We start from the raw sequence: 13,233 nt of genomic DNA, 5'->3' as shown, positions 1-13,233 counted from the left end.
GCCGCAATGGGCCGTACCGGGCCGGGAGGCCCGGGAGGGCTGCCGGGCCGGTCGGCGCGGTGGCACGATCCGCATCACCCGCACAACCTCCGGAGGACACCGCATGACCCGCCCAGTCGGCGCCGCGCGAGCGCCTGGCATCACCACCCTCACGCTCGACTCCCCGGCCAACCGCAACGCGCTCTCCGCGGACCTCGTCGGCGAGCTGCGCGCGGCCCTCGCCGCGGCGGCGGCGGACGCGGAGACCCGGGCCATCGTCCTCACCCACGCCGGCACCACGTTCTGCGCCGGGGCGGACCTGAAGTCCCCCTGCGACCCTGCCGACTTCCTGGCCCTGCTCCGCGAGATCGCCGAACTCCCCAAGCCGGTCGTGGCCCGCGTCACCGGCCACGTCCGGGCGGGCGGCCTCGGCCTCCTCGGCGTCTGCGACATCGCCGCCGCCGGGCCGTCCTCCACGTACGCCTTCACCGAGACCCACCTGGGCGTGGTCCCCGCCGTGATCTCCGCGCCGCTGCTCCCGCGGCTGGACCCGCGCGCGGCCGCCCGCTACTTCCTCACCGCCGAGGCGTTCGACGCCGCCGAAGCCACCCGCATCGGCCTGCTCACCCTGCACGGCGACGAAGTCGACCAGGTCCTCGCCCCCGTGCTCGCGGGCCTGCGCAAGGCCGGCCCGCAGGCCCTCGCCGCCACCAAGGAACTGCTCACCGCCCCGGTCCGGGCCGTCCTCGTGACCGACGGCGCCGCACTCACGGAGCTGTCCGCGCACCACTTCGGCTCCGCCGAAGCCCGAGAAGGCATCACCGCCCGCTTCGAGCGCCGGGACCCGGCGTGGGCCCTGTGACCGACGCCCGGCCCGCGACCGCCGCCCAACCCGGGCCCAAGCAGGCCCGCAGCCGGGTCACGCGCCGCCACCTGCTGGAGGCGGCCGTCGCCTGTCTCGCCGAACAGGGCTGGGCCGGCTCCACCGTCGCCGTCGTCGCCGAACGCGCGGGCGTCTCCCGCGGCGCCGCCCAGTACCACTTCCCGACGCGCGAGGACCTGTTCACCGCCGCCGTCGCCCACGTCGCCGAGGAACGCTCCGCCGCCCTGCGTGACCTCTTCCAGGCCGGACCCGCCGCCCGCCCCGCCGTCGTCGAAGCCATCGTCGACCTCTACACCGGAGCCCTCTTCCGCGCCGCCCTCCAGCTGTGGGTCGCCGCCTCCAACGAGGAGCAGCTGCGCCCCCAAGTCACCGAACTGGAGGCCCGCGTGGGCCGCGAGACCCACCGCATCGCCGTGGAACTCCTCGGCGCGGACGAGTCCGTCCCGGGCGTACGGGAAACCGTGCAGGGCCTCCTCGACATGGCCCGCGGCCTGGGCCTGGCCAACGTGCTGACGGACGACACGGCCCGCCGCGCCCGCGTGGTCGCCCAGTGGTCCCGGATCCTGGACGCCACGCTCGGCTGAACCCGCGCGAGCCCGGGACCCGGGACCGCCCGGTAGAGCCCGGAACGCCCGGGAACGCCGAGGGCGCCGCACCCCGTACGTGCGGGATGCGGCGCCCTGACGGCACGGCGAACGATCAGGCCGTGTCGGCGATGTCGGCGTAACCCTCGATCTCCTGCGGGTTGCGCCGGCCCGGGCCGATGTACCGGGCCGACGGGCGCACCAGGCGGCCCGTGCGCTTCTGCTCCAGGATGTGCGCCGACCATCCGGCGGTCCGGGCGCAGGTGAACATGGAGGTGAACATGTGCGCCGGGACCTCCGCGAAGTCCAGCATGATCGCGGCCCAGAACTCCACGTTCGTCGCGAGCACCCGGTCGGGGCGGCGCGCGTGCAGCTCCTCCAGCGCGGCCTTCTCCAGCGCGGCGGCCACCTCGTAGCGCGGCGCGTCCAGCTCCTTGGCGGTACGCCGCAGCACCCGGGCGCGCGGGTCCTCGGCCCGGTACACGCGGTGCCCGAAGCCCATCAGCCGCTCGCCCTTGTCCAGGGCCTTCTTCACGTACGCCACGGCGTCGCCGGTGCGCTCGATCTCCTCGATCATGCCGAGGACGCGGGACGGCGCGCCGCCGTGCAGCGGCCCGGACATGGCACCGACGGCACCCGACAGGGCGGCGGCGACGTCCGCACCGGTCGACGCGATCACCCGCGCGGTGAACGTCGAGGCGTTCATCCCGTGCTCGGCGGCCGAGGTCCAGTACGCGTCGACGGCCTTGACGTGCTTCGGGTCCGGCTCGCCCCGCCAGCGGATCATGAACCGCTCGACCACGGACTCGGCCTTGTCGATCTCGCTCTGCGGCACCATCGGCCGGCCCTGCCCGCGCGCGGACTGGGCGACGTACGACAGCGCCATCACGGCGGCGCGCGCAAGGTTGTCGCGGGCGGTCTTCTCGTCGATGTCGAGCAGCGGTTTCAGGCCCCACACGGGGGCGAGCATCGCGAGGGCGGACTGCACGTCGACACGGATGTCACCGGAGTGCACCGGGATCGGGAACGGCTCGGCGGCGGGCAGGCCGGGGTTGAACGCCCCGTCGACCAGCAGGCCCCAGACGTTGCCGAACGAGACGTGCCCGACGAGGTCCTCGATGTCGACCCCGCGGTAGCGGAGCGATCCGCCTTCCTTGTCCGGTTCGGCGATCTCGGTCTCGAACGCGACGACCCCTTCGAGCCCGGGTACGAAGTCGGACATCAGGCGGCTCCTCAGATAGTGCGAACACGCGCGGCTCCCGGCGTGACTCGCGGTCCGGCGCGGTCATCCCCGTTGATGCCCGGCACGGCCGTCGGTCACCCGTGTGGGGACCTCCGGACCGGCCCCAAGATTTTGGCGGTTCCGGATGGCAGGCGGAAGCGTGACATACGGCACACTGCCGCAAGCACTCCTGCGGCAGGATGACCGTGTGACCGACCAGGACATTGACCCCGCCACGATGCGCAAGCAGTACCGCTCGGAGATCGTCCACGAGGCGAGCCTCGCCGCGGACCCCATGCGGCAGTTCGCCGAGTGGTTCCAGCAGGCCGCCGACTCGCACCTCTTCGAGCCCAACGCGATGGTCGTCTCGACCGCGACCCCCGACGGCCGCCCGAGTTCCCGCACGGTGCTGCTGAAGCAGTTCGACGAGCGGGGATTCGTCTTCTACACGAACTACGGCTCGCGCAAGGGCCGCGAGATCGACGCGAACCCGCACGTCGCCCTGCTCTTCCCCTGGCACCCCATCGCCCGCCAGGTCATCGTCACCGGCACGGCCTCCCGGATCGGCCGGGACGAGACGGCGGCGTACTTCCGCTCCCGTCCGCACGGCTCCCAGCTGGGCGCCTGGGCCAGCGAGCAGTCCCGGGTGATCGACTCCCGCGCCGAGCTCGACCGCCGCTACGCGGAACTCGCGGAGCGCTACCCCGAGGACGAGCAGGTCCCGGTCCCGCCCGAGTGGGGCGGCATCCGGATCGTTCCCGACGGGATGGAGTTCTGGCAGGGCCACGAGAACCGCCTCCACGACCGCCTGCGGTACGTCAGGGAGGGCGGGAAGTGGCGCCTGGAGCGCCTCTGCCCCTAGGACGTGTCCGGATCGGGCCGGGAACGCAGACGACCCGCGGGCTCGGGTTCCTCTCCTGCAGTGAGAGGAGCCGGCCGGACGTACCGGCGAGCCCGCGGGTCGGGTGACTGCTTGGGATTGGCGCCTGGCGTTCCCGCCGGGCACCGCACTGGGTGCGTGCGACGACGGGCCCTTAGCCCGCAGCCACCTCACGCGTCCGGTTTCCGTACATTTCGGGAACCACCTCCCTTCTCGTGTACGGCAGAGCCTAGAACTGTCTCCCGGGGTCCTCAAGTGATTTATTTTGGGGCGATTCGGGGAATGCGGTGTGGGCTGCGTCACGTTCCAGTTGAATGATCTGACGTGCCGCACACGCGAACACCTGCAGGGGGTGCCAGGTGAGTGCTTTCGGACGTAGTGAGACCACCGACGATCTGCTCGCAGCGCTGCTGGACGGGATGGACGCGGCCTTGTGCGCGTTCGACGCCGACGGCGTGATCACGCACTGGAACCGCGAGGCCGAGCGGATCCTCGGCTGGACCGCCGCCGAGGCGGTCGGGCGCAAGGGGTTCGCCGGTTGGGCCGTGCGGGCGGCCGACGCGCAGGACGTGGAGGAGCGGCTCATGGCCGCCCAGGACGTGCCCGGGCGCCAGGTGCACGAGTTCGCCCTGGTGACGAAGGAGGGCGGGCGGGTGCTGGTGCGGACCCAGTCCGCCGGGGTGCCCGGGGCGGACGGGAAACCCGCCGGGGTGTACTGCGCCTTCAGCGAGGTGCACGCCCAGATCGACCTGGAACGGTCCATCGCACTGAGCGAGGCGCTGATGGACGACGCCTCCTGGGGCGTGGTCCTCGTCGACGTGGACCTGCGGCCGGCCGTGGTCAACGCGCACGCCGCCCGTGCCTTCGGATCGGGGCGCACCGCGCTCCTCGGCCGGCCCCTGGGAGAGCTGCTGGTCCAGGGAGTCGAGGAGCTGGAGGGGGCCCTCCAGCACGTGCTCGCCGAGGGGTCCCCGCCCGCGCCCGCCGAGCTGTGGGTGTCCGTCCGCACGCCGGAGGGGGTGCGGAGGCGGTGCTGGCGGTCCGGGTTCCTGCGGCTGGGTTCCCCGCTGGCGGAGGAACCGGTGCCGCTGGGGGTCGGCTGGCTGTTCCAGGACGTCACCGAGTCCCGGCAGGCCGCCCTGGACACGGCGCAACTGCGGTTCCGGGCCGGTCAGCTGCACCGTTCGGGCCGGGCTGCCGCCGAGTGCGAGGACCCGGCCGAGGCGGCCGCCGTACGGCTGGACTTCGCCCTGGCCGGTTTCGCGGAGCACGCGCTGCTCGACGTACTGGAGCAATCGGCCGATCCGGACCGCCGGCGGCTCGTACGGGTCGCCGCGTCGCCGCCGCTGCTGGCGGGTGCGACGACCGGGGCGAGCGCCGCCCGCTACGGGCCCGGGCACCCGGCGCTGCAGGCGTTGGACCGCATCGGGTCGGTGCGCACCAGCGCCCCGCGCGGGGAGGCGGGCGGGAGCTGGGCGCGGGAGCGGCAGTGGCCGCAGGACGCGGCGCACGCGCTGTGCACGGTGCTGCGCAGCCGGGGCCGGACCCTGGGGGCGCTGACCTTCGTACGGGGTGCCTCGCGGGCCGCATTCGAGCAGACGGACGCGGCGTACGCGGAGGAGGTCGCGGCCCGGGTCGCGGCCGATCTGGACCTGGGCGCCTGGCCCCGGACCCGCGACGAGGGGCCGCGCCCCGACTAGGGCCCGTCTTGCGCTCAGTGGCGGAAGAAGATCCGGTCGCCGTACTCCTGGAGGACGCGGCCGTTCCATTCGTGTCCGCCGTCGACGTTGCCCGAGCGCAGCAGCGGGGGCTCGATGCCGCGGGAGACGAGCTCGCCCGCGGCCGCCGCCATCACGGCCTGCATGATCGCGCTGGTCACGACGGTGGAGGCGGGTGCGAACGGGGCGTCGATGCCGTCGAGGCTCAGCTCGGCGTCGCCGACCGTGATCTTGCTGTCGAGGACGATGTCGCAGTGGTCCTTGAGGAAGGTGCCGGAAGCGTGCCGCGACCTCGTCTCCGTCGCGTACGCCACGGACGTCAGCCCGATCACCTTCATGCCGATGGCGCGCGCGTTCATGGCCATCTCGACCGGCAGGCCGTTGCGCCCGGAGAGGGAGATGACCACGAGGACGTCGCCGTCGGCGGCAGGGCTGCTGTCGAGGACCGCGCCGGCGAGGCCGTCGACCCGCTCCAGCGCGCTGCCGAGGGTGGCCGGCATGACGTCGATCCCCACGGTGCCGGGGACGGCGAGGAAGTTCACCAGGGCGAGTCCGCCGGCCCGGTAGACCACGTCCTGGGCGGGGAGGGAGGAGTGCCCGGCGCCGAAGACGAAGATCCGGTTCCCGGCGGCGACCGCCTCGGCGACGGCGGCGCCGGCCTCGGCGATGGGCCCGGCCTCCTCGCTGCGCACCCGCTCCAGGAGGCCGATCGCGGCGTCGAGGAACTGACCGGCCAGCTTGCTCTCGCTCATACGCCGATGGCCCTTCCAGAGGTGGGGTTCGTCCGTGTCCGCCGCTCACCGTGCGGTCTGGACCAAGGGCGTGTCAATACGAACGTCAATCCCGGGCCCAAGGCGTCGGGGGATGTCCCGGGCGGGGCTTGACGTCCGGCACGGGACGGTTGTCCGTGCGATGCGTCAGAATTGGGGGCAGGGCCAGCGCACGATATCCGAGGGGCACGAATGTCCGGACTGATCGATACCACGGAGATGTATCTCCGCACCATCCTCGAACTGGAAGAGGAAGGCGTGGTCCCCATGCGCGCCCGCATCGCCGAGCGGCTCGACCAGAGCGGCCCGACCGTGAGCCAGACGGTGGCGCGCATGGAGCGGGACGGCCTGGTGGGCGTGGCGAGCGACCGGCACCTGGAGCTGACGGAGGAGGGGCGGCGGCTGGCGACGCGCGTGATGCGCAAGCACCGGCTCGCGGAATGCCTGCTCGTCGACGTCATCGGCCTGGAGTGGGAGCAGGTGCACGCCGAGGCCTGCCGCTGGGAGCACGTGATGAGCGAGGCGGTGGAGCGGCGGGTGCTGGAGCTGCTGCGCCACCCGACCGAGTCGCCGTACGGGAACCCGATCCCGGGCCTTGAGGAGCTCGGGGAGAAGGCGGAGGCGGACCCGTTCCTGGAGGACGGCATGGTCAGCCTGTCGGAGCTGGACCCGGGCGCGGACGGCAAGACCGTCGTCGTGCGCCGGATCGGGGAGCCGATCCAGACGGACGCCCAGCTGATGTACACGCTGCGGCGGGCGGGCGTGCAGCCCGGCTCGGTGGTCAGCGTGACCGAGTCGCCGGGCGGCGTGCTGGTCGGCAGCGGTGGTGAGGCCGCCGAGCTGGACGCGGAGATCGCCTCGCACGTGTTCGTGGCCAAGCGCTGAGCCGAGCGCCGGTCGTCAGTACGCCGGCGGCACGAGGGGGATCACGCGTGGTGGACATGGGTGGTCCCGGCGCCTTGCGGCGCCGGGACCGGTCCTCCCCTTGCTGACCTGGAGCCCCGAGCTCTCAAGGTCATCCCCTTCGGACCGTCTTCCCCGAGCGGCCCGCCTCCCTGTTGAAAGGATCTCCATCGGCAGCGGCGGCCAATCCTTGAGCAAGGTCACTCGAAAGAGCGGTGTTGACGGCGAGAACCCGGTTTTCGAATGTGGGTTCGATAGTCTGGCCGCGAGCGAAGGGGGTGCATCTGCCGTGGTACAGCGCATCGATGTGACAGGGGCCGACGGTGTGCGCCTGGCCGCCTGGGAGTTCCGCGAATCCGCCACCAACGCGCCCCCCGATCCCGACATGCCCCGGGTGCTGTTACTCCACGGTCTGATGGGCCGCGCCTTCCACTGGGCGGGCACCGCCCGCTGGCTCGCCGAGAACCGCCGCGTCGTGGCCCTCGACCAGCGCGGCCACGGCCAGAGCGCCCGCCCCGCCGCGGGTCCGGGCGTCGCGACCCTCCTGGGGCGTGACGCGTTCGTGGCCGATGCCGAGGCCGTCATCGAGCAGCTCGGCCTGGGCCCCGTGACGCTGATCGGCCACTCCATGGGCGCCCTCACCGGCTGGCAGCTCGCCGCCCGCCGCCCCGACCTCGTCGAGGCCCTGGTGATCTGCGACATGCGTGCCTCCGCCCTCGGCGAGGCCTCCCAGCAGGAGTGGGAGGACTGGTTCCGGCGCTGGCCCGTCCCCTTCCCCACCCAGGACGCCGCCCGCCGCTGGTTCGGCGAGGACGACCCCCGGGTGGAACGCCCCGACCCCGGCCGCGGCGCCTTCTTCGCCGAGGTGATGCACCAGGCGTCCGACGGCTGGCGGCCCGTGTTCTCCCGCCGCCAGATGCTGACCGCCCGCGAGACCTGGGTCCACGACGCGCACTGGGAGGAGCTGGCCCAGGTCCGCTGCCCGACCCTGGTCGTCCGCGGCCTGGACGGGGAACTGGGCCGCGCGGAGGCCCAGGAGATGGTCCGGGTCCTCCCGGCGGGCCGGTACGCCGAGATCCCCGACGCCGGGCACTACCTCCACTACGACCAGCCGACGGCCTGGCGCGCCGCCCTGGAACCCTTCCTCGACGGGGTTAGGGCCGCCGCGTCCTGACGGGGCCCCGCAGGGCGCCGTACGACGGAGGGGGGTGACGGGCAGCAGCCCGTCACCCCCCACCCGCAGCCGTGCCGGACCCGGTGGTCAGCCCTTGCTGACGGCCAGCAGGATCTCCGGCAGCTTGCGCGCCACCGTCGGCGCCGCCAGCCGCAGACCCGCCCAGGCGGCCAGCGTGCCCCAGGCCGCGCCCAGCGGCAGCAGGATCCAGGCGAGGGACGATTGGTCCGCCACGTTCAGGTAGACCGCCAGGACGATCACCGGGGAGCAGATCACCGCCGAGGCGAACATGCCGCCGAAGATGCCCGCCCAGGCGAGCCCGGCCTGCCCCGGGGCCACGTTCTTGAACGCGCCGTCCGTGGGGATCGAGTACGGGAAGCGGGCCGAGGCCAGCGCACCCGTGCACAGCATCGAGCCGAGTAGGGCGAGGCTCATCCCGAGCCCCGCCGGGAGGACGCTCCAGTCGTGCAGCAGCGCTGCCGTGACCGCCGTGACCAGGACCGTGTACGGAGCGGTGACCAGGGCCAGGGCGTACGCACGGGCGCGCAGCTCCACGAACGCGTCCCGCGGGGTGGAGATGGTCTGCGCGACCATCCAGAACGCCGAGGTGTCCTGGCCGAACTGGTTGTACATCTGGACGCCGAGCATGCCCGTGCCGAAGCAGGCCAGGTACACCGAGCCCGTGCCCTGGAGGGCGTTGAAGACGGGGATGATCAGGCCGACCGCCAGGGCCGTGACCCACGCCGACTTCGTCTTCGGGTCGCGGACCACGTACCGCAGCGTGCGCTGCATGACCGTGCCCGTCCGCCCGGCCGGCAGGAACGCCCAGACGCCGTCGCCGCCCGCGGACGTCCGCTTCGCCGACGGCTTCGCCGCCGCGATCGTCGAGCCGTCCGGGGTGACCATCAGACTGGTCAGGCTCCGCTCCCAGAACCGCAGGAGCAGTACCAGCGCGAGGACGGTCACGGCCAGCTGGCCCGCCGCCACGCCGTACGAGCCCTTGCTCGCCGAGTCCACCATGCCGACGGCCGTCGCGGGCGGCAGCCACCGCACCACGGCCTCGGCCGGCTCCAGCTGGGCCAGCCCGCCCGCCTGGAACAGGCGCTGGCTGGCGAAGTTCGCCACCTGCGCGCCGATCGCGATCAGCAGGCCGCTGAGCAGCGCGAGGTCGCGCCCCTTGCGGCTGGTCAGCAGCCGGACGTTGGCCGTGGCCACCGCGCGGGCCAGCGTGACGCAGCCCAGCACCAGGAGCGGCACGGCCGGTACGGCCGCGATGATGCCCGCCGTGCCCCGCGCGACGGCCACCACGGAGCCCACCGCCAGGCAGACCGTGAACAGCGGGCCGATGCCGACCAGCGAGGAGGCCAGCAGGGCCCGGACGAGCGGACGCGGGCGCAGCGGCAGCATGACCAGCCGGCTCGGGTCGAGCGTCTCGTCCCCGCTGGGGAAGAACAGCGGCATGAACGTCCAGCCCAGCGCCAGGATCGCCGCGAGCATGACGACGGCCGTGCCCGCGTGCGGGTTGCCGTGCAGCACGGCCAGGCCGAGCATCGCGAAGAAGGCCACCACCAGCGAGAACGCCAGCGAGGTGAAGTACGCGGCCTTGCGCTTCGACGAGCCCTTGAGCCCGTTGCGGATCAGCGAGAGCTTGAGGCGGACGAAGACCGGGGTCAGGTTGACCGCGGGAGCCGCGGCCGGCGGGACGGCCGCGGCGGCCGCCGGAGCGGAGGCGGATGCGGCGCTCATCGGCCCGCCTGCCCGCCGAGCCAGTCCAGGGAGTCGCCCGCGTCGCGCCCGCCCGCGCCGACCAGCTCCAGGAACGCGGCCTGCAGCGAGGGCGCGTCGCCCCGTACGTCGGCCAGCGGGCCCGCGGCGCGGATCCGGCCGGCGGCCATGACGGCGACCCAGTCGCACAGCGACTCGACCAGCTCCATGACGTGGGAGGAGAAGACGACCGTGGCGCCGGAGGAGGTGTACCGCTCCAGCACTCCGCGGATGGTCTGCGCCGACACCGGGTCGACGCCCTCGAACGGTTCGTCCAGGAACAGCACTTCGGGGTTGTGCAGCAGGGCGGCGGCCAGGCCGATCTTCTTCCGCATGCCCGTCGAGTAGTCCACGACCAGCTTGTGCTGCGAGCCCGCCAGGTCCAGGACGTCCAGGAGCTGCGTCGCCCGCTTGTCGGTCTCCTCGCCCGGCAGCCCGCGCAGCCGGCCCATGTAGCCGAGCAGTTCGCGCCCCGACAGCCGCTCGAACAGCCGCAGGCCCTCCGGCAGCACGCCGATCCGCTGCTTCACCTCGACCGGGTCGCTCCACACGTCGTGCCCGGCGACGACGACCCGCCCCATGTCGGGGCGGAGCAGCCCGGTCACCATCGACAGCGTCGTCGTCTTGCCCGCACCGTTCGGGCCGACCAGGCCGATGAACTTGCCCGCGGGCAGTTCCAGGTCGATCCCCGCGACCGCGACCTGCTCGCCGAAGCGCTTCCACAGGCCCTCGACCCGCACTGCCGCCCGTCCGACGGACGGCGCGGTGTGCGCGCCGTCCGGTCCGTCCGTCCCACCCGTCGCAACTGCCTGGTCCGGCATGCGCCTGCCTCTCCTTCTGTTCCCCGTGGTCGTGCTCCTTCACGATAGGAGGGTGGGGAGAGGCTGGGCAGTTACTTATGTCATGAGTTTCCGTACAGGAATATCCCTGTCCTGACCTGCGATCTTGCGGGTTCCGGCCGGTGGTTTCCCCGATCGCGGTCAGGTGCCGAGCCGGTCCCGGTCCGCCGCGGCCTCGCGCCCGCACGCGTACGCCAGGGCCGCGATCAGCTCCTCCGTGTCGGGCAGCCACCGGTTGGCCGGGGTGGGCCGGCGCGCCCACTGGACCGAGCCCCGGCCGCCGAAGCGGGTGGGCGGGGCGGCCACGTACTCGCCCTCGCCCCGCGCGGCGAGGTCGATCGAGGCCGGCGACCAGCCGAGCTTGCGCACCAGGTCCGGTACCTTCGCTCCGGCGCCGGGCAGGACGAAGAACAGCATGCGGTGGTCGGGGGTGAGGGCGACCGGCCCGAGGGTGCGCTCCATCCGCTCCAGCCGCGCCAGTGCCAGGAACCCGGCCGAGTCCGGCACGTCCAACGCGTCGAACGTCCGGCCCGTCGGCAGCAGGATCGAGGCCTCGGGGCTCTTCGCCCAGATCCGCCGCACCTGGACGGCGCTGCCCGTGGCGAGCGGCGCCCAGTCCTTCACCGTGGGGTGTGCGCCCGGCGCCGGGCAGTCCTGCGCCCCGCACGAGCACAGCTCCCGCCCGTCCGCGGACTCCAGCCAGGTGCCGGCGAAGACATCCCAGTGCCGCTCTTCCGCGTACCGCACGGCATGGTCCAGCAGCTGCTCGCCGCGCTGCTTGGGGATGGGTGCGGTCTCCGTGACTCCGATGGTCTCTTCCACGCCCATCACAACTCCCGGGGTCACTCGGGGTTACGGGGTAAACCGGCTGGTGGACGGAGCATCGATCCTGCATGCGGGGCGCACTGATGCATGCGCGGGGGCGCGTAGGAGGTCGGGGCGCCGGAGTTGGGTAGCGACACGACGCAGAGCGGATGATTCTCCGCACATCAGGCGGGAAGTGATCATTCCAACGATCACCCGCGGCTACTGGGGGTTTTCATGGCAGCCAGGCCTCTCGTCGCGCGCCAGCCGAATGAACGGCTACAGGCGCTCATCCAGGAAGCCGGGTGCTCGAACGCCGGGCTCGCCCGGCGCGTCAACATGTGCGGGGCCGAACACGGCCTCGATCTCCGCTACGACAAGACCTCCGTGGCCCGGTGGCTGCGCGGCCAGCAGCCACGCGGCCGGGCGCCCGGCATCATCGCCGAGGCGCTGGGGCGAAAACTCGGCCGGACCGTCACCATCGACGAGATCGGCATGGCCAACGGCAAGAACCTGGCCTCCGGCATCGGCCTCCAGTTCTCCCCGACCGTCATCGGCGCCATCGAGCAGGTCAGCGAGCTGTGGCGGAGCGACGTCGGCCGCCGCGACTTCCTGTCCGGGTCGAGCGTGGCCGCGTCGGCGCTCGTCGAACCCAGCCGCGACTGGCTGATCACCGGCGCCGACGCACAGGTGGCGCGCAGCGGCGGCTCGCGCGTCGGCATGCCGGACGTGGAGGCGGTACGGGCGACCACCGACGCCCTGAAGGACCTCGACCACCGCTTCGGCAGCGGGCACGTGCGGCCCGTGGTGGTGCACTACCTCAACTCCGTGGTGTCCGGGCTGATCGGCGGCTCGTACCGGGAGCCGGTCGGGCGGGCCCTGTTCGCGGCGGTGGCCCGGCTGACCGAACTGGCCGGCTACATGGCGGTCGACACCGGGCAGCCGGGCCTGGCGCAGCGCTACTACATCCAGGCGCTACGGCTGGCGCAGGCGGCGGGGGACCGGGCGTACGGGGGCTACGTCCTCGCGGCGTCGATGAGCCACCTCGCGGCGGAACTGGGCAATCCGCGGGAGATCGCGCAGCTCGCCCGGGCCGCGCAGGAGGGGACCCGCGGGCAGGTCGCACCGCGGGTCGAGGCGATGTTCTACGCCGCCGAGGCGCGCGGGCACGCCCTGCTGGGCGACGCCCGGGCCACGGCGGTGCTGTCCTCGCGGGCGGTGACCGCGCTGGAGCGGGCGGAACCGGAGTCCGGCGACGACCCGGTGTGGATCCGGCACTTCGACGCGGCGTACCTCGCGGACGAGCTGGCGCACTGCCACCGGGACCTGGGCCAGGCGGACGCGGCGGCCAGGCAGGCGGAGGAGGCCCTGCGCGGCCTCCCGGCGGGCAAGGAGCGGCGCCGGGCGATCGGGCTGCTGCTGCTGGCGGCCGCGCAGGTGCAGCAGCGGGAGGTGGAACAGGCCTGCCAGAGCGCCGCGAAGGCGGCGGACCTGCTGTCGGGGCTCCGCTCGACCCGCGGCGCGGAGTACCTGGACGACTTCCGCACCCGGCTCGCCCCGTACCGCGACGAGCCCGCGGCCCGCGAGTTCACCGCCCGCCTGGAGGTCGTGGCCTGACGGGGACGGCGAGCGGCGGGGCGGGTGGACCTGACGGGGGCGGGGTGACCGGGTAGCGTGAGCCGACGGTTCCGTAGTTCGGAGTATCGGAAAAGT

12 protein-coding genes are annotated in these 13,233 nt (G+C 73.3%); 7 read left to right on the top strand and 5 right to left on the bottom strand.

The window, feature by feature from the left end:
* Positions 1–103 precede the first annotated feature (103 nt).
* On the top strand, positions 104–841 hold the full coding sequence (locus OG974_RS19380; RefSeq protein ID WP_328763082.1) for an enoyl-CoA hydratase family protein: 738 nt from the start codon (positions 104–106) through the stop codon (positions 839–841).
* Entirely contained in the window at positions 829–1,446 is a 618-nt protein-coding gene (locus OG974_RS19375) for a TetR/AcrR family transcriptional regulator (protein ID WP_327283958.1), read from the top strand. The genes OG974_RS19380 and OG974_RS19375 overlap by 13 nt, the downstream gene beginning before the upstream one ends.
* A 115-nt stretch (positions 1,447–1,561) precedes the next feature.
* Here the strand turns inward: OG974_RS19375 and OG974_RS19370 are convergent, their stop codons facing one another.
* Positions 1,562–2,668, bottom strand: a complete 1,107-nt coding sequence (locus OG974_RS19370) for a citrate synthase 2 (RefSeq protein ID WP_327283957.1) — start codon at positions 2,666–2,668, stop codon at positions 1,562–1,564.
* A gap of 208 nt (positions 2,669–2,876) precedes the next feature.
* Here OG974_RS19370 and pdxH point away from each other — a divergent pair, with 208 nt between their 5' ends.
* Positions 2,877–3,530: a pyridoxamine 5'-phosphate oxidase gene (pdxH, locus tag OG974_RS19365; RefSeq protein WP_371643877.1), complete on the top strand. Its 654-nt coding sequence runs from the start codon at positions 2,877–2,879 to the stop codon at positions 3,528–3,530.
* Positions 3,531–3,907: 377 nt separating this feature from the next.
* Positions 3,908–5,248: a PAS domain-containing protein gene (locus OG974_RS19360; RefSeq protein ID WP_328763081.1), complete on the top strand. Its 1,341-nt coding sequence runs from the start codon at positions 3,908–3,910 to the stop codon at positions 5,246–5,248.
* Positions 5,249–5,262: 14 nt separating this feature from the next.
* Here the strand turns inward: OG974_RS19360 and OG974_RS19355 are convergent, their stop codons facing one another.
* Entirely contained in the window at positions 5,263–6,018 is a 756-nt protein-coding gene (locus tag OG974_RS19355; RefSeq protein WP_327283955.1) for an SIS domain-containing protein, read from the bottom strand.
* Positions 6,019–6,228: 210 nt separating this feature from the next.
* Between OG974_RS19355 and OG974_RS19350 the strand changes: the two genes are divergently transcribed.
* Both OG974_RS19350 and OG974_RS19345 read left to right on the top strand, forming a co-directional pair.
* The gene (locus tag OG974_RS19350; protein ID WP_327283954.1) at positions 6,229–6,921 is read left to right on the top strand and encodes a metal-dependent transcriptional regulator; all 693 of its coding nucleotides are present in this window, start codon (positions 6,229–6,231) and stop codon (positions 6,919–6,921) included.
* A gap of 307 nt (positions 6,922–7,228) precedes the next feature.
* Complete coding sequence (locus tag OG974_RS19345) at positions 7,229–8,113, top strand: alpha/beta hydrolase (RefSeq protein WP_327283953.1); 885 nt, start codon at positions 7,229–7,231, stop codon at positions 8,111–8,113.
* Positions 8,114–8,200: 87 nt separating this feature from the next.
* On the opposite strand, the gene OG974_RS19340 is transcribed toward OG974_RS19345, so the two are convergent.
* The 3 genes from OG974_RS19340 to OG974_RS19330 form a co-directional block, all read right to left on the bottom strand.
* Positions 8,201–9,859: a transporter gene (locus OG974_RS19340; RefSeq protein WP_371643874.1), complete on the bottom strand. Its 1,659-nt coding sequence runs from the start codon at positions 9,857–9,859 to the stop codon at positions 8,201–8,203.
* Positions 9,856–10,698, bottom strand: coding sequence for an ABC transporter ATP-binding protein (locus tag OG974_RS19335; protein WP_327283951.1), 843 nt, complete (start codon positions 10,696–10,698; stop codon positions 9,856–9,858). Before OG974_RS19335 ends, OG974_RS19340 begins: the two co-directional genes overlap by 4 nt.
* Positions 10,699–10,857: 159 nt before the next feature.
* Complete coding sequence (locus tag OG974_RS19330) at positions 10,858–11,538, bottom strand: bifunctional DNA primase/polymerase (RefSeq protein ID WP_327283950.1); 681 nt, start codon at positions 11,536–11,538, stop codon at positions 10,858–10,860.
* Between the two features lie 219 nt (positions 11,539–11,757).
* Here OG974_RS19330 and OG974_RS19325 point away from each other — a divergent pair, with 219 nt between their 5' ends.
* The gene (locus tag OG974_RS19325; protein ID WP_327283949.1) at positions 11,758–13,137 is read left to right on the top strand and encodes a transcriptional regulator; all 1,380 of its coding nucleotides are present in this window, start codon (positions 11,758–11,760) and stop codon (positions 13,135–13,137) included.
* Positions 13,138–13,233 lie beyond the last annotated feature (96 nt).

The organism is Streptomyces sp. NBC_00597, assembly GCF_041431095.1.
Lineage (GTDB): Bacteria > Actinomycetota > Actinomycetes > Streptomycetales > Streptomycetaceae > Streptomyces.
This window is presented reverse-complemented; position numbering and strand designations above follow the sequence as displayed.

Coding starts and splice junctions, on each gene's coding strand:
- OG974_RS19335 (WP_327283951.1), bottom strand. CDS start 10,698: ATGCCGGACCAGGCAGTTGCGACGGGTGGGACGGACGGACCGGACGGC.
- OG974_RS19355 (WP_327283955.1), bottom strand. CDS start 6,018: ATGAGCGAGAGCAAGCTGGCCGGTCAGTTCCTCGACGCCGCGATCGGC.
- OG974_RS19350 (WP_327283954.1), top strand. CDS start 6,229: ATGTCCGGACTGATCGATACCACGGAGATGTATCTCCGCACCATCCTC.
- OG974_RS19380 (WP_328763082.1), top strand. CDS start 104: ATGACCCGCCCAGTCGGCGCCGCGCGAGCGCCTGGCATCACCACCCTC.
- OG974_RS19340 (WP_371643874.1), bottom strand. CDS start 9,859: ATGAGCGCCGCATCCGCCTCCGCTCCGGCGGCCGCCGCGGCCGTCCCG.
- OG974_RS19325 (WP_327283949.1), top strand. CDS start 11,758: ATGGCAGCCAGGCCTCTCGTCGCGCGCCAGCCGAATGAACGGCTACAG.
- OG974_RS19370 (WP_327283957.1), bottom strand. CDS start 2,668: ATGTCCGACTTCGTACCCGGGCTCGAAGGGGTCGTCGCGTTCGAGACC.